Annotated in this window: 17 protein-coding genes, 1 pseudogene and 1 CRISPR repeat array; of the genes and pseudogenes, 11 read left to right on the plus strand and 7 right to left on the minus strand. The window is 39.5% G+C overall.

Annotation, left to right across the window (positions count from 1 at the left end; translation table 11 throughout):
* The 3 genes from BQ5364_RS14245 to BQ5364_RS14255 all read right to left on the minus strand — a co-directional run bounded on the left by BQ5364_RS14245 (position 1) and on the right by BQ5364_RS14255 (position 2,527).
* Entirely contained in the window at positions 1 to 1,110 is a 1,110-nt protein-coding gene (locus tag BQ5364_RS14245) for an ISAs1 family transposase (RefSeq protein ID WP_071143769.1), read from the minus strand.
* 69 nt (positions 1,111 to 1,179) lie between these two features.
* A complete protein-coding gene (locus tag BQ5364_RS14250; RefSeq protein WP_071144498.1) occupies positions 1,180 to 1,392 on the minus strand; it encodes an excisionase in 213 nt (70 codons plus the stop codon).
* Positions 1,385 to 2,527 (minus strand): XRE family transcriptional regulator, encoded by a 1,143-nt coding sequence (locus BQ5364_RS14255; RefSeq protein WP_021361841.1) that lies wholly within the window; start codon positions 2,525 to 2,527, stop codon positions 1,385 to 1,387. Before BQ5364_RS14255 ends, BQ5364_RS14250 begins: the two co-directional genes overlap by 8 nt.
* 526 nt (positions 2,528 to 3,053) lie before the next feature.
* On the opposite strand from BQ5364_RS14255, the gene BQ5364_RS14260 reads away from it, so the two are divergent.
* Together BQ5364_RS14260 and BQ5364_RS14265 are read left to right on the plus strand one after the other, a co-directional pair.
* Positions 3,054 to 3,674, plus strand: a complete 621-nt coding sequence (locus tag BQ5364_RS14260; RefSeq protein WP_009242236.1) for a type II toxin-antitoxin system RelB family anti-toxin — start codon at positions 3,054 to 3,056, stop codon at positions 3,672 to 3,674.
* 418 nt (positions 3,675 to 4,092) lie between these two features.
* The gene (locus BQ5364_RS14265; RefSeq protein ID WP_004610982.1) at positions 4,093 to 6,204 is read left to right on the plus strand and encodes an immunoglobulin-like domain-containing protein; all 2,112 of its coding nucleotides are present in this window, start codon (positions 4,093 to 4,095) and stop codon (positions 6,202 to 6,204) included.
* 183 nt (positions 6,205 to 6,387) lie between these two features.
* Here the strand turns inward: BQ5364_RS14265 and BQ5364_RS14270 are convergent, their stop codons facing one another.
* The 3 genes and pseudogenes from BQ5364_RS14270 to BQ5364_RS14275 all read right to left on the minus strand — a co-directional run bounded on the left by BQ5364_RS14270 (position 6,388) and on the right by BQ5364_RS14275 (position 10,200).
* On the minus strand, positions 6,388 to 6,822 hold the full coding sequence (locus tag BQ5364_RS14270) for an Abi family protein (protein WP_136017831.1): 435 nt from the start codon (positions 6,820 to 6,822) through the stop codon (positions 6,388 to 6,390).
* Positions 6,823 to 7,228: 406 nt separating this feature from the next.
* Positions 7,229 to 7,714 (minus strand): annotated as a pseudogene (locus BQ5364_RS17825) (ISLre2 family transposase); the annotation flags it as partial.
* A 54-nt stretch (positions 7,715 to 7,768) separates the two neighbouring features.
* Positions 7,769 to 8,136: a CRISPR direct-repeat array (repeat unit 33 nt; unit sequence ATTTCAATCCACGCTCCCCGTGAAGGGAGCGAC).
* Between the two features lie 378 nt (positions 8,137 to 8,514).
* Positions 8,515 to 10,200: a recombinase family protein gene (locus tag BQ5364_RS14275; protein ID WP_071144499.1), complete on the minus strand. Its 1,686-nt coding sequence runs from the start codon at positions 10,198 to 10,200 to the stop codon at positions 8,515 to 8,517.
* A gap of 288 nt (positions 10,201 to 10,488) precedes the next feature.
* Here BQ5364_RS14275 and cptIN point away from each other — a divergent pair, with 288 nt between their 5' ends.
* A complete protein-coding gene (gene cptIN, locus BQ5364_RS14280; protein WP_071144500.1) occupies positions 10,489 to 10,977 on the plus strand; it encodes a type III toxin-antitoxin system CptIN family toxin in 489 nt (162 codons plus the stop codon).
* A gap of 39 nt (positions 10,978 to 11,016) precedes the next feature.
* Here cptIN and BQ5364_RS18490 read toward each other — a convergent pair whose 3' ends face one another.
* The gene (locus BQ5364_RS18490) at positions 11,017 to 11,151 is read right to left on the minus strand and encodes a hypothetical protein (RefSeq protein ID WP_255646893.1); all 135 of its coding nucleotides are present in this window, start codon (positions 11,149 to 11,151) and stop codon (positions 11,017 to 11,019) included.
* Positions 11,152 to 11,423: 272 nt separating this feature from the next.
* On the opposite strand from BQ5364_RS18490, the gene BQ5364_RS14285 reads away from it, so the two are divergent.
* The 8 genes from BQ5364_RS14285 (at position 11,424) to BQ5364_RS14320 (ending at position 20,475) form a co-directional block, all read left to right on the plus strand.
* Positions 11,424 to 13,661: a tetratricopeptide repeat protein gene (locus tag BQ5364_RS14285; RefSeq protein WP_071144772.1), complete on the plus strand. Its 2,238-nt coding sequence runs from the start codon at positions 11,424 to 11,426 to the stop codon at positions 13,659 to 13,661.
* Between the two features lie 148 nt (positions 13,662 to 13,809).
* Positions 13,810 to 14,592 carry an ABC transporter ATP-binding protein gene (locus BQ5364_RS14290; protein ID WP_071144501.1) on the plus strand — a complete coding sequence of 261 codons (783 nt, stop codon included), beginning with the start codon at positions 13,810 to 13,812 and terminating at the stop codon, positions 14,590 to 14,592.
* On the plus strand, positions 14,582 to 16,732 hold the full coding sequence (locus BQ5364_RS14295; RefSeq protein ID WP_071144502.1) for an ABC transporter permease: 2,151 nt from the start codon (positions 14,582 to 14,584) through the stop codon (positions 16,730 to 16,732). Before BQ5364_RS14290 ends, BQ5364_RS14295 begins: the two co-directional genes overlap by 11 nt.
* A 30-nt stretch (positions 16,733 to 16,762) precedes the next feature.
* Positions 16,763 to 17,446, plus strand: a complete 684-nt coding sequence (locus BQ5364_RS14300; protein ID WP_071144503.1) for a response regulator transcription factor — start codon at positions 16,763 to 16,765, stop codon at positions 17,444 to 17,446.
* Entirely contained in the window at positions 17,443 to 18,489 is a 1,047-nt protein-coding gene (locus BQ5364_RS14305; protein ID WP_071144504.1) for a sensor histidine kinase, read from the plus strand. The genes BQ5364_RS14300 and BQ5364_RS14305 overlap by 4 nt, the downstream gene beginning before the upstream one ends.
* Positions 18,490 to 18,493: 4 nt before the next feature.
* A complete protein-coding gene (locus BQ5364_RS14310; RefSeq protein WP_071144505.1) occupies positions 18,494 to 18,976 on the plus strand; it encodes a hypothetical protein in 483 nt (160 codons plus the stop codon).
* A 194-nt stretch (positions 18,977 to 19,170) separates the two neighbouring features.
* Complete coding sequence (locus BQ5364_RS14315; protein ID WP_071144506.1) at positions 19,171 to 20,088, plus strand: ParM/StbA family protein; 918 nt, start codon at positions 19,171 to 19,173, stop codon at positions 20,086 to 20,088.
* A 3-nt stretch (positions 20,089 to 20,091) separates the two neighbouring features.
* Positions 20,092 to 20,475 (plus strand): adenylate cyclase, encoded by a 384-nt coding sequence (locus BQ5364_RS14320; RefSeq protein WP_071144507.1) that lies wholly within the window; start codon positions 20,092 to 20,094, stop codon positions 20,473 to 20,475.
* Positions 20,476 to 20,479 lie beyond the last annotated feature (4 nt).

Consider the following 20,479-nt stretch of genomic DNA (forward strand, 5'->3'; position numbering starts at 1 on the left):
TTATAAAGACATAATCTTCTCTAAATGCTTTTCTGGATTTGTTCCAATCACATACCGTTTCTTTTTCATGCTTAACGGACGGCTTCCTACCTCTAAAATTTTTAACATATTCAAAGCCAGTTTTCTTATAATGTTCAGATTATAGGATGCCTGCTTTTCTAATGTGTGATTCCCATCTTCTCGAAAGGTTACATCTAAATGCCAATGATAGCTTTCTATCATCCAATGACCACGCACAGCTCGCTCTGCTTCTTCTATATTGGTCGACAGGCTGCTTATGAAATATCTTTCTTCTACTGTTGTACTGCCATCTGTCCCTGCTATTGTATTACGAGTCATGATAATGCTTTTTAATCCTGCCCATTCTTTCTTCCGGCTTAACCAGCTGATGTCTTCTGTCTGCCAGTATTCCCGTTTCTCAAGGTTCCCCCTGGCCTTTTCTATCCGGTTTTTATAAGCGCATTTCTCACGAAGTTCTTTATCTGCAAAATATTCCCTCACATCTTCCAGAAGACTCCCCTGGTTTGCCTTTAATGCCAGAACATAATCCGCACGCTTTTGGCGGATTTTCTTTACAATAGCCACCTGGGTTCCCATGGCATCTGTTGTTATGATTGTCCCTTTTATATTCAGATGGTCCAACAGTTCTGGGATTGCTTTGATCTCATTTGTTTTTTCTTCTACTCGTTTCTGTCCCAGGCAAAAGCCTCTTTCATCTACAGCACTGACAATATGATTCGGTCTCTGGTTCTTATTTCCGTTCCCTCTCTGGGTTTTTCCGTCAATCGCAAGCAGGCGCTTTACTTTCTCCCCCTCATCGCTGCTTAACATTTCATTCCACTTTTGCTGAAAACTTTCCAGAAATTCAGTGGGCACCATTGCAAAAACTCTTTGGAGTGTATCATGGGAAGGGATTCCATTTGGAAGTTCCAGATAATTTTGCAAAAAATCTTCATGTTCTTTTCCAAACATCTCAATCTCTACCCAATCATCTGCATTTGCAAGCGTAGCAAAAAATACAAGCAGGATAATATCCGCCATCTTATGCAAAACTTTCTTCTCCTGTCTTATGTCCATCACCGTACCTGCATAGTCTAAAATCTCTTTCATAGGAACACCCCATCCTTTTTTCTTTGATTATATCAAAAAATCCGGACAGGGTGTTCATAATTTATTCATTCATGCGTTTGTCGTGTCCAATTTGTCAATAACCTGTTCAAACTGTCGGCGTTTAATCTGTATGCGGTTGCCATTCATAATGAGCCAGCCAGCGTCCTTGTTTTCCTCTGCTAAGCGTCTTAACTTGTTTTCTCCGATACGGAAATACTTTGACGCTTCTTCAATGGTAAGGGTATATTTTTCCCATACGGGAATATCCTGTGCATTACTCATAAAACACCCCCTCACTTTCGATTACATCTGCTATATCCGTACACATCTGTTCTACAAGCATTTCCTGTTTTTCGGAAAGGTTGGTACATTCATCAATCATTTTCATGTAGTTTGAGCCTGTCAGCCTGTCGATTTCCTCTATCATCACGATTGACGGCATGACCTGTCTTTCCAGCCATTGCAGAGTGCGTTCCATATTGACAGGTACGGGGTTCATTTCAAAAGGTAAACTGTCATGGGAAATGAATATCTCCCACAGCGGATAATCGGGAAATTGCACAAAATCAGTAATAAGGTAAAACACCAACCCATGAGGGTTATATGTCAATAACAATTCCTCAACTGCCTGTACTGCCTTTTTATCACGCAGACGAATTTCAAAACGGTTGATAATATCCGTATGTTTCTTTTTGGTTGCCTGTTCCTTTTGTTTTTCATACAGGCAGAAATATTTTGTGCTTGCCTTTGAGCCGATATAAAGGGTACTTGCTAAATTACGGTTTTTTCCACTTAGTTTTCCACCTTGTACATTTTCATAGTTTTTACAGCGACAATCCGCACCGCCATTTTTGTATTTTTCAGACAAAACGGGAATATCCAGCAGACCGCACATATCATTGATTGCCAAGTCAAAACGTCGGATAACACCGCCACAGTCAAGACAGCGGTTTAAAAATGAATACCAATCCCTGTTCTGTGCCTGTAAGACATATTCCATGTTGCGTGAGCCTGCCCCTTTTAATTCTAAAAATACACCCATGTGTTCATCATCAGAAGCCATGACCTTGATTTCCCCGTAGGCATAATGCTCCTTATAGCCATAATACCCATAGTCATAATGGATAAAATAGTCCGCTTTCATGCCAAGCACCTTTCGGATAACTTCTAATGCGTCAGTCGTTGGAAAACGGACAGACAGATAATCAACGAGCAGATAAAAAGGCTTATCACAGACATAGTAATTCAGACAACGCAGGATAATGTTCTGTGTTTCTTTACTTGCGTTGGCTTTTCCGTTCTCAAAGCGGTTGATACTATATCTTGATACATGGGTAAGACTTGCAAGTTCTCCTTGTGAAAGACCGCTTGCAAGACGTTTGTTCTTCATTTCAAGTGCAAATTCTAAATTGTTCATTGTATTCCTCCAATCCCACAACAGCCTTGAAATACCTGTAAACCACTATTCAAAAGAATGTGAAATTACTATCTTCTTAAAACTTCTCATTACTACTCACAGGTTTGGGGTTGTATGGTTTTTGACTTGTCTTTTGTGAAATAGTGCCCCCCTGTTAGATAACGGGGGCACAGTCAAGGCTCGCAGGCTCGCCAGCCGACAAAGCATTTCTTCCCCTTGACACAAGGTGTCATGGAGGTAAGCCTGAGAGGCTTCCGCCACCGTGTCAGAAATACTTTGTCAGCAAGTCCTGTTTTGCCTTTTCTAACAAGTTCCATTTCAACCAATATTCATATCTACGGGTTTAATCAGATGGGTATTTCTTTTTGAATGTTTTTGTATTTCATGCTATTGTGCTTATTCACTCACAATAGCATAGCAATTCTTATATGCTTATTTGTCAATATCTTTTTTTGTCTTTACAAATCATATTAAGCATGATAGACTTATAACAGTGAAGATATAACGAGATATGGAGGGTTGTGCAATGAAAATAAGCCATTTAGGAAATAATATACAGACCATAAGAAAATTTAGGGGAATGAAACAACAGGAACTTGCGGACAAAATCGGTATCAATATGCAGAGCCTTTCCAAGATTGAAAGAGGGTTGAACTATCCTGCTTATGAAACGCTGGAAAAGATAATGGAAGTGCTGGACGTAACGCCGAATGAATTATTATCGGGAGAATGGAAGTATGTCAATCAGTCTGAAAAAGAAGTCTGTCAGTTTTTAAGAACAGAAGAACGTCTAAATGCAGAACTGAAACACGGACACTATGATAACTTCTTTGACAGCGAGGAAGAATGGCTGGAATATGAGTTGGAAAAGTTACGGGAATACATTACAGACTATATCAACGGGAAAAGCATTGAAGCGTCCGACCTTTACCCAATCAAAGAATTTATCCAGCATTTGAAGTTTCAAAAATTACTAGACCGCTATGATGATTTATACAGTATGGATATGTTTGGGGAAAGCATAGAGGGACATAAATATAGGACACCTTATCAAGTCGTGAAAATGATAAATCCGAACTCAAAAGAGGATATGGAACTGTTACGGGAAGTATTAAGGAATAACCATTTTGATGATGAGGACGAGTAATCTTTTTCCTCTTGCGAGAAGATACAGCAAACAAAAAGCCCGATCAAGAGTGCAAAGCACCACCAATGGTGGCAAGCTCTTGACAGGGCTTTTTCTTTTCTGTTGTGGGTACTCAAGAGGAAAAAAGGAAAAGTGTGATGTCTCAATTTTTTTATCTTGCACGCATAAAAAGATTGAAAGAGGTGTTTGTTTCCAGTATAATGTTTTTTGTATAGAAGCAAGGATTGAATTTTTTTGAAAGAAAGGGTTGACAGTCATGTTCACACATTGTTACGCTTGCGACAGACAGACAAGTAAATTCTGCCCTTTTTTCAATTCTATCAATAATAAACAGAACGCACAGATTATCCAGTTATAAGGGGGAGTTTGTGCGTTTTTCTATGCAAAGAATTTATGAAAAATAAGGAGTGAACAAACTATGAAGAAAAAACAAGTCCTTGCAGTAAGTTCCGCATTGATGATTGGAACAACAACTGCACTTACAGGGCTTCCTACTCCTGTCATGGCACAGGAAAACACAGAAGTTGTGCAGGAAGCCGTTGTAGAAGAAAACAAGACAGAGCAAGTTCCTGTGGAACAGAAAACAGAAAACGCAGAAGTACAAGAGAATATAACAGACAAGGAACAGGAAGAAACTGCTGAAAATGCAGAAACTTTAAAAGAAGAAAGTACAAAACAGGAAACACCTGCAACACCAGAAAAAGAAGTGGTTACCGAAGATAAGACCGTTGAAGCAAGCAAAAATACAGAAGTAAAAGCTGGAAGCATTGCTATTGATGAAGCACATTTTCCAGACAAAGTATTTAGAGAACAAATCATTGCAGAATTTGATAAAGACGGCGATAGTGTGTTATCTGTTGATGAAATATCAAAAGCCCAATTCTTAAACTTGCATGATATGAAAACGATATCTTCATTAGAGGGTATTCAATATCTAACAAATTTGCAGTCTTTAGATGTTTCTACGACTTCTGTTTCAGACTTAAGTCCGGTTAAAAACTCATCTTTAAAAAGATTAGATTGTCGTTCTTCAAAAGTAAGAAGCGTTGATTTAACACGTTATCCGAATTTGGAAGCTTTCGTTTGCGATAATACATCAATTAACAGTCTTGATGTATCTAAGAATGAAAAATTGAATACGTTATTTGCAGATAGTACCTCTATTTCCAATTTAGATGTAACAAACAATCCTAACTTAGAACAACTATCTTGTAGCAATACAGGATTAATGGAACTTGATGTCACACATAATCCGCAATTAGTCACTTTAGATATAGGAGATACAAAAGTAAAAACACTTGATATAAGTAAGAACCCTAATTTGAAACAACTATCATGTTATATGACAAATATAGCTGAATTAGATGTAACAAAAAACACAAAACTGACACGCCTTTTTTGTCATGATACAACTATTAAAAAATTAGATTTAAGCAATAATTTAGAACTTGAAATGCTACGTTGCGGTGAAATTTTTGAACAAGGGATAAGAGGTCTTGATATAAGTAAAAACACAAAAATTAAAAAATTAATTTGCGATGATTTATACTGGTTAAATGTCGGAGAGAATAAAGTTCTTGAAAATAATCATGCTTTTGTAGGCAACGGTTATATTGATATTAAAGGGAATAAAATCGACTTAAAAAAAGATGTTGAACAAGGAATAGATATTTCAAAAGTAAAAGTTACTGCAAATGGAACTTTAGATAAAGATACAGGAATTATAACGGTAGATGATGTAAAAAAACCAGTTACTTATGAGTATGATTGCGGTACTTATAAAGACGGAAACGTCGTTTTAAAAGTGGAATTATCGTTAAACTCACAAGGAGAAGACAATACAGCACCAACTATTTCAGCAAATGATGTTACATTGAATGTAGGCGATACTTTCGACCCATTGGCAAATGTAACAGCAACAGATAAAGAGGACGGAACTATCACTTTGACAAAAGATAATATTGTTGCAAATGATGTAGATACTTCTAAGGCTGGTACTTACCATGTGACTTATAAAGTAACAGATAAAAACGGAGCTTCTGCTAAAAAAACGATTACTGTAACTGTGAAACAAAATACAGGCGACCTTAACTCTGCTCCAATCATTTCAGCAAATGATGTTACATTGAATGTAGGCGATACGTTCGACCCATTGGCAAATGTGACGGCAACAGATAAAGAGGACGGAACGATTATTTTAACAAAAGATAACATTATTGCAAATGATGTAGATACTTCTAAGGCTGGCACTTATCATGTAACTTTCCGTGTAGTAGATAAAAATGGTGCAATTACTGAAAAAACAATTACAGTTACCGTAAAAGAAAAAGCAACAAATAAACCTGTAAGTCCACAACAGCCACAGAAACCGAGCAAGCCAACTACTCCAACAAAGCCTAGCGGACAAAAGAACCCTGTAAAAACAGGTGATATGACAAACGTAGGATTGTTTACTTCTATGTTTGCTGGTTCAACCGGTGTATTAGCTGTTTTATTCGGTAAAAAACGTAAAAGAAATAAGAACAATTAACAAAATGTATAATAACAATCAATAGCGACTAATGATTTTCATGTAAAAGGACACCAAACTATACGGTGTCCTTTTCAAATTCTTACGTCATATCAAGGCTCATTCAATCGTGGTAAATTCGTGGTAAAATGAGTGCTTTCCTATATTTCAAAATGCTTGAAAGTATAGTGTTTATGCGGATAATCAAAAATCAGATATAAAATTTTTAGATAAATAATTATTAAAAAACGCTATATTTTGCTTTCTTTTCTTCGCATCCTTTTCACCTTGTGAAGGAGTATATGACTGTTTATCCAAATAAAAAGTTCCACTATTCAGTTTTATTGAACAGGCATTAGATAATGCACTTTTAAAGCGTACCTCTGTCCTATTACAATAAAAATTCAATATTCTTCTAAGCTCCACATCGAACTTATACAAAGCAAATAATGCATCCTCTTTTGATTTGGCACCTGTCACACCAACTCTTGACAGCAAAAACTTTCCATATCTACTCGCACGAAAATAACCTACATACTCAAGAAACTCTCTCATTTTCTTACGCTGTCTAAACGAAACATATTTTTTCATTTGCATTACTTGTTCTTCAAGTGTTATTGGCGGTTCTATATTTGCCATCAAATCACCTCTTTTCGGTAAAAAAAAAGAATGGATATACCATTCTTAATCCCGCTAATAGGATATTTGGATTAGGGCATTACCCTTGCCTCCCTACGGCCTACTTAAACTTTAGCATCTCCTCTACAAAAAGTCAATTCTTTTTACAATTTTAACACATAAGTGTTACTGTCAAGTAATCGTTGGCACTTTTTTTCATACAGATTCTCTTTACACTGTCAGCATGAATGACAACATTTGCGACACACTACGTTTTATACGCGGTTCGTACATCTCTTATCCACCATTCGCGAAATCTCACCTTCAGATCAAACACTTCGCTTGGTGGCAGAAATTAGCACCAACCGCCTTACGAAAGCCTCGCAATTGTCACTTTATTCTTATCATTCTCTCTGACAGTTGTTTACTAAAATCCTGACATTGCAAACAGTTTCTTGCGTTCACCTATTATTTTACCCTCCAATCCTACCATGTGACCTATGGTAGGGTATTCGTATCCTTTTCCTACTTTTTTAGCCACTTCCTCTGCCATCAGAATTTCTTCCACGGTCTCTTCCTTGAATATGGCATGCTTTGACTTTTCTGTTACTTCGTATAACTTTCCACCGCATTTCTTTGCAAGAATCTTTGCCAGATGATTTTCCCGTTTACTCCAGCAGGTATGACTGTGCTTCATTCGTTTTGCAATCACGCTCCAGATGTGGTTTTCCATAGTTCCCATGTTTCTGTATTCCAATCCATCCGGATGTTCCGGTAAGTTTAATCCTTGTGACTGATACGCTATCAGACCTTCTCTATTATTGATATAATACTTTAACAATTCTTCTACGTCTTTGATCTCCGTTTCGTCTGACAGACTGTCTCTATATATCTTCAAATATTTAAACACCTCATCCCCGTGAAGGGAGCGACATCCGTTTTGGTTTACAAGTGGAGCGACACCTACATTTCAATCCACGCTCCCCGTCAAGGGAGCGACAGGTTTTGGCGGCATCAGGAGCTCTGACTACAAAGATTTCAATCCACGCTCCCCGTGAAGGGAGCGACAATTGTGTCCTTTGTAAGTGCTGTCGTGTTCTTGATTTCAATCCACGCTCCCCGTGAAGGGAGCGACACAGTTGCTCTTGATGTAACTGTGCTAGGTGACATTTCAATCCACGCTCCCCGTGAAGGGAGCGACGGGTATCAATTCTTCAATCCCTGTATTCACATAAATTTCAATCCACGCTCCCCGTGAAGGGAGCGACACATTACAGATAACATGATTGTGCGAATGAATCTATTTCAATCCACGCTCCCCGTGAAGGGAGCGACAGCAATGTTGACTAATTTTTCTGTTACAATCGTTCAACTTTCTGCTAATTCTACTAATTTTTCTCTATAATTACAAGTCTATCACACTATCAATTTCATATTCAACCTAAATATGAACTATTTTTTGGTGCGAATCCCATAGAAAATCTATGTTTACTAGACATTCGCACTTAATATTCTCTCTATATTTTCGACAATTAAATTCTGTAGGATATTTAACAAGTATCCCTGAAATTAGTATTTAATTTGTTGTGTTCCCACACCCTATAGCAACAACCACCGAAACATCAAAATAGTTTTTGAGGTGTTTATCGCGACTATTTTTCCCCTCTGGTGAAAACACGAAATGCTTCGCAAAGTGCCTAAAATTAAGGATTTCTACATAGCTCTTCGTTGTAGCAACACACAAGTCTCAACGGTACTTTCGTTGTCCCAACAAAGTTCCTGTGTTTCCCTGTCTCCAAAATACACCGGAAAACGGAACTTTATGTGCTTCAGGAATCTGCCATCTGGCTGCTCCTGCTCGTAAATGTCCACCTGTTCTACAAAGCTGTTAAGAAATTCTTTCTTCTCTAGGTCGGTGAACTTATCATATAGTTTATCAAAATATAAAAGAAATTGATAGACGTTTTCTTCTGATATTTTCTGTTGCTGAATATTCAGCAGGCGATTCTTTACTTCCTCTATACTGTTCTCCACGCCTTCAATCTCATCATACAAACGGTATAACCTTGTCTCCATATCCTGATATTTCTTCTCATAAAATTTATCCATAATATCCAGACTGTCCATCTGCTGTCCAAGTCTTGCTTTTGCTCCGGTCAGCTGCCTGTGCTGCTTTTCCAATCCTTCAATCTCTTTTTCTATTTCTTCTGTATCTATTCTTGAACCGATTTTATTCAGTATTGCTTCCTCAAACTTTGGATTCTTCACCAGCTTCCGAATAACTTCTTCTACTGCATTGTTAATCTTCTCCTCACTCCATTGTTTACGATATCCACATTTATGACCGTCTACCAGGCGACGATGTTTGCAGGCATAATAGAAATAATCCTTATATAAAGTTCCGTCTTTCTTTTTCTTTCGATTCACGTTCCCATACATACCGCTTCCACATAGCGGGCATCTCAATATTCCAGATAAGATATGCTCATGATCGAGACTATGTGTCTTTTCATATTTCACACCTGTTTTTTCTCGTTTTTGATGAGCCAGCTCCCAGTCTGTTTCTGAAATAATCCCTTCATGGATACCATCGTGCAGCATATAATTTTCCTGCTTTACAATGCGATATTCATTTCTTGTTCCAGAAACTTTCTCGTTCTTCCTTCGCCCATAAGCCAACTTTCCACAGTATACCGGATTATCCAGAACGCCTTTTATAAAGGAAGAGGCAAATGCGTCCAATGTATTATTCTGTCGTTTTTTCTTTTTATATCCATGCTGGTTCAGCCATGCAGCAATCGCAGAGATTCCCATATTGGTATGAATAAATTTATCATAAATCAGACGAATAATCTCTGCTTCGTCCTCTGCAATCTGCAATTCTCCATTTACCAGCTCATAGCCATATGGAGCAAACCCACCGTTCCATTTTCCTTCCCTGGCTTTCTGCTTACGTCCTTCCATTGTTTGAACAAGGATATTTTCTCGTTCAATCTCTGCCACCGCAGATAAAACAGAAATCATCAGCTTTCCGCTATCTTTGGAACTGTCAATTCCATCTTCAACACAGATCAGATTTACCCCAAAGTCCTGCATTCTTTGCAGAGAGTTTAATACATCTGCCGCATTACGACCAAATCTGGAAAGCTTGAACACCAGTACAAACTGTACCTCATCTGTTCCATTCTCAATATTATCCAACATTCTCTGAAATTCCGGTCTGCCCTCTACGCTTTTTCCAGACTTACCTTCATCGGAATACTCATTTACGATTTCCATATTCTGAAATTCCGCATATCTCTTCAGTTTTTCTTTCTGAGCATCCAGACTGTAGCCATCCACCTGCATGGTTGTGGATACTCTGGTATATATATCGCATTTAATCTTTTTATTCTTCATAATCTTCCTCGCAGTATAACTCTGTTTTGTTGTCCCAACTTAATTTTAGTACTTGTTCCAACTATTTTCAATACTTCTTTTTATTTTTTATTGACATATTTTCGTTACAACCATATAATAATGATAGAGACAGGATTTCTGTCATCGAAAATATTGTTCGCCCACCGTTGGCGGCTTATAAGTGATCGGCTCGAAAATATTGTTCGCTCACCGGAAGCGTCTAATAAATGTCCGGCTCGAAAATTTCGGCCCTGCCGCATGGCAGGGCTTATTTTATAGGTGATGAACATGATATACCAAGAAGGATACGTTTACCATATTAAAGATGAATACTTTGAAAAAGTACAGGATTCCAACTTAATGCAGAACAAAGAGGGCGGTACATATCGTCCTACTTTTTACTGTCTGCGTGACAGTAAAACTTCTCTGTTATGGATGGTTCCGCTCAGTTCGCGTGTAAAAAAATTTAAAGCAATACACGATAAACAGGTGGCTAAATACGGAAAGTGCCTAACGATTGTTTTAGGCGAATTTGATGGAAAAGAAGCTGCTTTTCTTCTCCAGAATATGTTTCCAATCAGAGATTACTATCTTGACCACATACATACTCGAAATAATAATCCGGTTCCTGTTAAGCATTCCCTTCACAAAGAAGTAACAACACGTATGAAGAAAATTCGTCAGCTTCATTCCAAAGGCAAAAAAGTTGTATTTCCAGATATTGACCGACTTGAGCAGATTATGCTTGCAGAAGTAAAAGATAACGCAGCCGAGTAATTTCACAAAAAAGCGACAGTCTGATTTACATTTTGTATTTCAGGAAACTGCCGCTTCTTTTTCTTCTTTATTCTGTTTTTCTTCCTCCAACTCCCGGAGGACTTCATCGCCGTACTTATCAATCATCCGTACCAGAAAATCAATGCACCGCTCAAATTCAATATTCTGTTGCATAAGCTCCTCCTGTCATTGTTTTGATCTGAGCTTATTTTACAGAACATACCCTCAAACAGCATTGAATCGAAATTGACTCCAAATTGAGAAAAACACTAATAAAACATATTTCATTTTCTTGAATCGAATGTATGTTCATGGTATGATATCTTTATTCAAGAAAACTTATTCACCAGTTATATTTTACGGAAAAGAGGAAATGCCTATTGGATCGATGTGATTTTAGTTCTATTATGACAATTTTACGAAGCTACGTGCGGGAAAACAATCAGTTGAATCAGTCTGAATTTTTATATGAAGTATTTGATGACTTTCTTTCCAGTCCGGAAGGTGCAGATTTTTCTTTTGATAATGGACTTGTATGCCGTTGGATGAGCGGACAGGCAAAAGTCAGTCCCAAACTTATCAACTACTATTCTGCCAAAAGTTCTCAGCTAAAACTTTCAAATACTCTGGAACAGATGATTCTGTCTATGATGTTTGATCCGGATAAGGCTTTATCCGATGTATATCTGCTTTTTATACAAGACCCAAGTATCTCTGATAAAAAGAAAGAACAGATTTCATCTTTGTATCTTTCAGCAGACACACAAACTCTGTTTCTTTCACAGATCCTCTGCTTTGGAATGGAACGTACCTTTGTCAAGCGTGATACAAAGAACCAAAAGCTTCTTGCCGGAGGCTCCTTGTCTCCTGTTGTTCTTGGCTATATTGCTGACAGTGAAGTTCCAAAACCCTGCCGTCATTTTGTTGGCAGAGAATCCGAAATAGAAAATCTTCATGAATGTCTGGAAAACAATTCCAAAGTATTTCTTTATGGCATACCAGGCATTGGAAAAAGTGAATTAGCTAAAGCATATGCCAGAAAGTATAAAAAATACTATACCAACATCCTTTATATTGAATACACTGGAGATCTGCATCAGTCTGTTACGGAGATGGACTTTACAGATGATATGCCAGGTATCAGCGAAGAAAAGCGTTTTCATAATCACAACCGCTACCTTCGCTCCCTGAGAGAAGATACCCTGCTTATCATTGACAATTTCAATGTGACTGCCACACAGGACAATTTTCTTTCTGTTGTCATGAAATATCACTGTCGGATTTTATTTACGACCAGAAGCAATCTTACTGGTTATGCCCTGTTTCCATTATCTGAGCTATCGGATTCTTCAGCACTATTTGAACTGGTTTCTTCCTTTTATCCAGAAGCGTCCGAATATAAATCTGTTGTGGAAGAAATTATTGAAACCGTACACTGCCATACATTTGCAGTGGAACTGGCTGCCAAACTTCTGAACAATGGAATTCTGTCACCAGCTCAGTTATTAAAAAAATTACAGGAAGAAAAAACAGCATTAGAAAGTGAAGATGACATTCGGATTATTAAAGACGGCCAAAGCAGCAAAGCAACCTATTATCATCATATTCACACACTGTTCTCCCTTTATACACTTTCGGAATTTCAGCAAAATCTGATGTCAAATATGTGCTTTCTTCCATCTTCTGGTCTGTCAGCAAGAATTTTTGCAAACTGGATGCACTTATCAAATTTGAATGAAATCAATGATCTGATAGAAACTGGCTTTATACAGACTAATACTCGCCACACTATTTCCCTGCATCCGATGATCCAGGAAATTGCCCTTTCAGAAACAAAGCCATCTGTAAGCAGTTGCCACACATTACTGAATTCTTTACAGCAAATATGTTTAATGCATGGGATTGAGGTTGATTATTACAAGAAGCTGTTTCAGACAATAGAAAATGTCATAGAATTGATTCAAAAGGATGACATGCCAAAATATCTACTTTTTCTGGAAAATGCTTTTCCATATATGCAAAAATATGATTATAAAAAAGGCATGAAAGCATTACTTCAAGAACTAAAATGCCTTTTAAAATCAAAAGGTATTGGCACCGATTCTGACCGGGCATTATTACTGGATTTTCAGGCTACTCTTGAAACCAAGCCAGAAAAAGCAATAAAACTGGAAAAGGATGCCCTTGCACTGATTAAAGAAATTACAGAAGAGAATGCTCATCTTGTTTCCAATCTCCATTCAAATCTCGGAGGCCTTTACCGCATGAACGGTTATCCGGCTCTTGCAAGGGAACATATGGAAAAAGGTCTTTTTCTGCTTGAACAGTACAATTTACTTTATACCAATGACAGTATTCCTCAGATTACCAACTATGCTATGTTACTGACAGAACAGCAGTCACCAGAAAAAGGAATATCTGTCCTGCAAAAAGTATCAAAAATCATCAAGGAATATAACTCTGATTGTAATCTTGATTATGCTACAGTGCAAGAAACCTTGGGAATCATCTACCTAATGACCGCCAATCTTCCGCAGGCTAAAACACATTTTAAAAGAGCTTTCAAGATTTATGAAAAAATCTGGGCTGATGAACCGGAAATGATTGAGAAAAAATGCCAGGAAATACAGGAATTATATCCACAAGTTGGTTTCTTTCTTGGACAACAAATATCAAATTTTTAACGGAATAAACATAATTTTACGGCGGACATATTGCCCGCCGTTATTCTTCATAGAAACCTTACATCAACTGTAAGTGTTTTATCTTCCTGCCATGCAGTAAAATATAATCAGCAACTAACCAAAAAGTAAAAAGGCGAAAGGTGATAATATGAATTGCAAAGAAAAACTATTGGAAGTCCGAGATATACACAAGGTATATACGAAAGAGGGCGTTCCTACAAAAGCCCTCAATGGCATTACCTTCGATGTTCTTGATGGCGAATTTTTAGGGATCATGGGTGCAAGCGGATCAGGGAAAACGACCCTGCTAAATTGCATTGCTACAGTTATTAAACCGACCTCCGGGCAAGTCCTGCTTTCCGGCGCAAATGTGAGTTCCTTTGATAGCGAAAAACTGGCTGAGTATCGAGGCAATAAAATAGGCTATCTGTTTCAGGATTTTGCTTTGCTTGACAACTTGACTGGCAGAGAAAATATCCTGCTGCCACTTTCTATCCATAATGTAGATATATCTGCTGCGGAGAAGAAGTTGAATGACATTGCAGGACTTCTTGGAATCACGGATGTGCTTTCCAAATTTCCAGCGCAGATGTCAGGTGGCCAAAAACAGCGCGTCGCTGCCGCCCGCAGTTTGATTTCCGACCCCGATATTATTTTGGCGGACGAGCCAACTGGGGCATTGGATACCAAGGCAGCGCGATTGCTTATGGAAAAACTGTACGAGATTAATCAAGGTCGCGGACGCACAATTTTGATGGTAACACACGACCCGAACGCTGCAAGTTTTTGTTCCAGAATCCTATTCATACAGGACGGTGTGATTTTCCATGAGCTGCGTCGGAAAATTCCGACTGAAACACGAGAGGAATTTTATGCGCGTATCTTACAGGTAATGGCACAGATGGGAGGAGGGAGCGCAAATGTTCTTTAACCTTGCGTGGCGAAACTCCAAACGAAACCGTAGTGAGAACCTGATTTATTTTCTTACTATGGTTACGGCTGTAGCCACATTTTATATCGTTCTCTCCCTTGGAAACCAGGACGTGATGCGCTTCTTGGAGGAAATCGAAAGTGACGCTGTTAATCGACTCCTGACAATGCTAATGCCGACAGTTTATCTTTTTTCGCTACTGTTTGTATTTTTTCTTGTCATTTTTGCAAACAAATATCAGCTTGAATGTAGGAGCCGGGAATTAGGGCTTTACCTGATGTTTGGAATGACAAAGCGACACTTGTTTATTCAAATCATGGCAGAGGGGCTAATCACATCCCTGCTGGCCCTTTTGGGTGGCCTAATCTGCGGCGGCTTTTTATCAGAGGTAATCAGCCTTGCTACGGCGCGGCTTGTAGGTCGTGGCATAATTGCACATCAGTCAAGTTTTTCTGTGAGTGCTGTTCTCTTGACAACGCTTGGATTTCTAATGATTCAAGTTGTCGCGTTGTTCATCCTTTGTGGAAAACTATTCAACAAAGAAATCCATCAACTCCTTTATGGAGAAATGGCGAAGAAACAGCAAGTCGGAAAAATGGGTGGGAACTTATTTTCCCTCATTCTCGGAGCGATAATTTTGACGCTTGCATATTGGGTCATCCTAAAGTATTTCATGGTTGCTGGCGGTATGATGATAATTGTTGCCATGATATTAGGTATTGTGGGAACAATGCTTTTTATCCGTGGGCTTGCAGGCTTGTTGAGCGCAGCGGCGGCTTCTGTGAAGCGCAACACAACACACGGTCTATATATTTTCACACTGCGACAGTTACACGAAAATATAGTCCACAAGTATATTTCAATCGGCGTTGCATCTATTTTGATTATGCTTACTATCATGCTCATTGCAGACGGATCAACCCGCATTATGTCGTATGGGAACCAAACGACGCGAGGATCTTCTGTTTACGATTTTACTGTCACGGGCAATGAAGCGACTGTTGAAAAATATCTTTCGGGTAAGCAAATGCAGCCCTATGTAGCGGATTTGAGTCGCATGGAAACAGGAACAATGAAACACCCAACTTCCGTGGAAGCGAACTCTTTCATAGATTGGTCCGGGCTGCGTGAACAGGTTGTTTTGAATCTGCCGCCAGAAGTAGAGGATCCCGCCACACAAGGAGCTACAAGCTATGAGTTCAGTTCCAATCAACCGGCCGCGCTTAACCTTTTAGGGTGTATTGATACTATGGGTACTTTGCCATTTTTAATTCCAGTATCTTCATATAACGAATTGCTGGAAGCAGCCGGAGAAAAAGCTATCGTTCTTGGAAGTGGCGAAGCTGTATTCTATCTTAACCCGGATTTTTTTGGGAGTACAAAAGAAGAAAACACCGCCATGTTGAACCAGATTGCAGAAGACGCACAGGCTAATGGCAAAGTTTTGATTTCTATTAACGGACTGCCAATTACGCTTATCCCGTCAGTACCGATGAAAGGCTTGACTGCGGATGAAAATGTAAACATCGTAACTGCATTGATTGTTCCCGATGAAGTATATTCCAAATATGTAAATCCAGATACCGTTACTGTTTATCACAATTTCTGTATTCCGAGCGAAACTGTGGAAGCCAACGGCCTGATGGCGTCAATTATGGAGGCTCGTGATCTGTTAAAACCCTCTGGCCTGTACTACGAAAGCTATTTGGATAATTTTGGACGGCAGCTATTTTATGTGATTTCTGGAAGTTACACGACCTTATACATGGGCTTTATGCTTCTAATTATCGCTTGCGCTCTGCTTGCCCTTCAATTTCTGACACAAATGCGGGAAACAAAAGCAAGGTATGCAACACTTTCTATTTTGGGAGCACGGCGCGAGCAAATGAAGCGTTCCATAAATCAGCAGGTGCTATGGTATTTCCTGCTCCCGTTGATTCCTGCGTGTATCAGCGGCACAGTCGGAATTTGCGCAATGCAGCATTACCTATACTCAGATACGGCAAAGCTGCAACAGTCTTATCCTATGCTACTTGCTATGGCGCTTGTCGTTGTTTGTATGCTTGCATTGTACGGTGTGGCTATTGCGCGGACAGCAAACCGTGAAATCAGCAAATTAAATTGGAAACCAAATTCTTAATAAGCGTACTCAGGAAAGGAGGTGTTCATATTGGCGCAAATAGTTGTGGTTGAAGATGATGTATATATGCGTGAAGAATTGATTGATGTCTTGAAAAAAGCGGGATATAACGCTGTTCCTTTGCTTAACTTTGAAAATGCCATATCACAAATATTGGCTCTTTCACCGGATTTGATATTGCTCGACATCAATCTTCCTTTTCACTCTGGCTTTGAAGTCTGCAAAGAGATAAAGGCCAAGCAACTTGGGACTGTGCTGATATTAACTGCAAGAGATAAATTACAGGACGAGCTTCATGCCTTAGGATTAGGGGCGGACGATTACCTGACAAAGCCATGCAACACGGAACGGCTTCTTGCCCGCATTAAAAACCTCTTGCGCCGTAAGGAAGAACAGATACAACAGGGATTACTTAACGGGGGCGGCTTCTTGCTTGATCCAAACACTTTTACGCTCTATGCAGGAAAGAAATCTTATGTTCTTCCGCAGAATGAGGGAAAAATACTTCTCACCCTTTTGAAAAGCAGCCCGAACCTTGTCTCAAAGAGCGACCTGTTTCATGTGCTTTGGGGAACAGAGGAGTTTATAGACGAAAATGTGCTGCAAGTCAATTTTACACGACTGCGGAAAACGCTGCGTGAAGTTGGGCTTGATGATCGCATTGAAACGGTGCGCGGACAAGGCTACCGTCTGAAAGAGCAGGTGGAATTATGAAAAAATTGCATACGCTCTTGACTTATATATCATCTAATCGTGTTTGGCTGATTACTCTCGTCTGCTTGGATCTGTTCTTTGTATTTCTGGCATGGGTGGCTTATCCTGGAGATTTCTTGAATCTTGTGGGGCTAATGATGTTTGTATCATTTGTCGCGCTTGTTATTCCTTTTGCCTGTACAATCCATAGACGCAGTAAAATAGATACCGCTTTTCGCCGCTTCCTGTTAGAGCCAGACGACACAAATGAGTATCTGCTGTGCGAAAGCACACCTGCATCAATGCACCCATATATCCATGAGTTAGCCCATCATTTGAGAACGCAACTGGAATATGTGAACGAACAGCAATTAAAGATTACCGAATACGAGAGTTACATTGAAAATTGGGTGCATGAAATCAAGAAACCGCTATCTCTTATGACGCTTCTTTTGGATAACCGAAAGGATGAAATGTCACCGCTGGTGCATACCCGTATGCTATATGTGCGCGACCATACACGACAAAATGTAGAACAGATTTTGTATTTTTCACGGCTGGGGGCAACTCACAAAGACTATTATTTTGAACCGCTTCCTATCTTAGAAACTTGCAAGGAAGCAGTCGAGGACAATTTATCTTTGCTCGAAGAAGCCCATTTTTCAGTCACATATTCTGGAAACAACTGCACCGCAATTTCTGATAAAAAAGGCTTCATGTTTATCTTGGGGCAGATTATCAGCAACAGCGTAAAGTATGCCACGAATGATGCCATTCCTGCTATTCATTTCTCGGTAAGCGACAATAAAGAAATTGGGCAGATTGTTCTATCCATCTGCGATAACGGCACAGGTATTCCTGCGTCTGATCTCCCGTTTGTCTTTGACAAGGGCTTTACCGGGGACGTAGGCAGCTATTTGAGCCGTTCTACGGGAATGGGTCTATATCTTGTGCAGCAAATGGCGAGTGACTTAACAATAAAAATAGATATTCATTCAAATACTAATGGCGGTACAACCGTAATTTTGACGTTTCCTAAAGTGGATCGTCCTTTAGGGAGGTGAAAAAATGCAGTCACATAGCAAGAAAAATACTTTAGCTGTATTGCTCGGCGGTTGGTTGGTCGTTTTGAGTTCATACCTGATTATACGATTTGTCTTTATCCTCATAGGGTTTACTTTGAATCCAACAATATTAGGCGTTTGCCTTGCGGTGATACCGGGTCTTTTGGAGATGCTGTATCTTGGAAAATGCGGCAAATCGCAAAAAATATCGGTCTATATGCTGGGGTTACTTATTCCATCCATCGTTGAGAAAGTAGCCTTGTACTTAATTGGTGCGTTTCTTTGCGGGATTGATCCTGCAAATATTGCCGGAGTTATGAAAACAGCCACAAGCCGAGAGCCGTTTGTAAACCTCTTTACACAGCCATCTGCTCGATATATAATCAATATTTTATTCTTTAATTGGGCATATATCGTTTGTGGCATTCTGTTTTCCGCCCTTTGCGTTGTCTTTCTATCAAAGGCGCGGAAAGTTACAGCCATTTGATACGTCTATTTGAAACGGCAGCTTTGAATTTCAGAGCTGCCGTTTCTTTTCGCAAGATTTTCTTTTCTCAATTTTCTCTCAATTTCCCCTCAATGCCTTTTTCCTCCGATTTTCGTATGCTTATCCCACAGCAAAGCAGTACCACACCGGTACGACCTGCTGAATCAATCAATACGAAAACGGAGGTATTTTTTATGCGAGAACTCAGAAACACAAAAATCATTGCTGTAGATCATGGCTACGGCAATATGAAAACAGCAAACACCGTCACACCAACCGGCATCAAAGCCTATGAAACCGAACCAATCTTCACCGGAAATATTCTGGAATATAACGGCATTTACTACCGGATTGGCGAAGGACACAAAGAATTTATCCCGGATAAAGCTATGGACGAAGAATATTATCTTCTGACGCTAATGGCTATTGCAAGGGAACTGAATGTTTTTTCCATCCGTGAAGCAGATGTTCATCTGGCTGCCGGACTTCCTCTGACATGGATCAGAACTCAAAGAGAAGCTTTTCGTTCCTATCTGCTCCAGAATCCAGAAGTCCGTTACCTTTTTAACGGCAAAGAGTATCATCTCCACTTTGTGGGATGCAGCCTTTACCCACAGGGGTATCCGGCTATCGTAAACCAACTTGGAGATTTCAAGGGAACCAATCTCCTTGCAGATATCGGAAACGGAACCATGAACATTCTGTATATCAACAATAAGAAAGCGCAGGAGAGCCGATGCTGGACAGAAAAACTTGGTGTAAACCAATGCATGATTGCTGCAAAGAACGCTGTTCTGGACAAATTCGGAGTGAAAATTGAAGAATCCACAGTAGAACAGATTCTGCGGTTTGGAACAGCTGACATTTCAGCACCATATCTGGATTGTATCAGTTCTATTGTCAGACAGTATGTGGCAGAACTTTTTTCCACGCTCCGCAAATATGAATACAATCCTGACCTGATGCGCCTGTATGTGGTTGGCGGCGGTGGATGCCTGATCCGTAACTTCGGAACGTATGACAAATCACAAGTCACCATCATTGATGACATCTGCGCCACTGCTAAAGGTTACGAATCTCTGGCTTATATGAGCCTGAAAAGGAGGGGATAAACCATGCAGAACAATATCCGCAACACAAACCTGCGTTTTAATCTGGACAAAGAACAGCAGCGGAGAGCTTGGGAATATTTACAGACAATGGACAGGCAGGATTTTAAATCTTACAGTCAGGTAATCTCTCTTGCACTGGTAGATTATTTTGACCGCTACTACCGCACACGGGCTGATCCTTATCTGGAAACAAGAGAACGGGAAGAACTTTTTGTGAAACAGATTGTAGATGCAGTGGAAAACAGTCTGAAACAGGCATTGCCACTTTTTCTTTTCGGACTGACTGCAGGCATGGCGCAAAGGGAGCCCCAAATCAGGGCTTCCTTTCCAACACCTGAAAATTCACAGCCAGATAGTGATGTAGACTGGGATTTTCTTGGCGAATAACTGA

The sequence above is a fragment of the Coprococcus phoceensis genome (genome assembly GCF_900104635.1).
Classification (GTDB): Bacteria; Bacillota; Clostridia; order Lachnospirales; family Lachnospiraceae; genus Faecalimonas; species Faecalimonas phoceensis.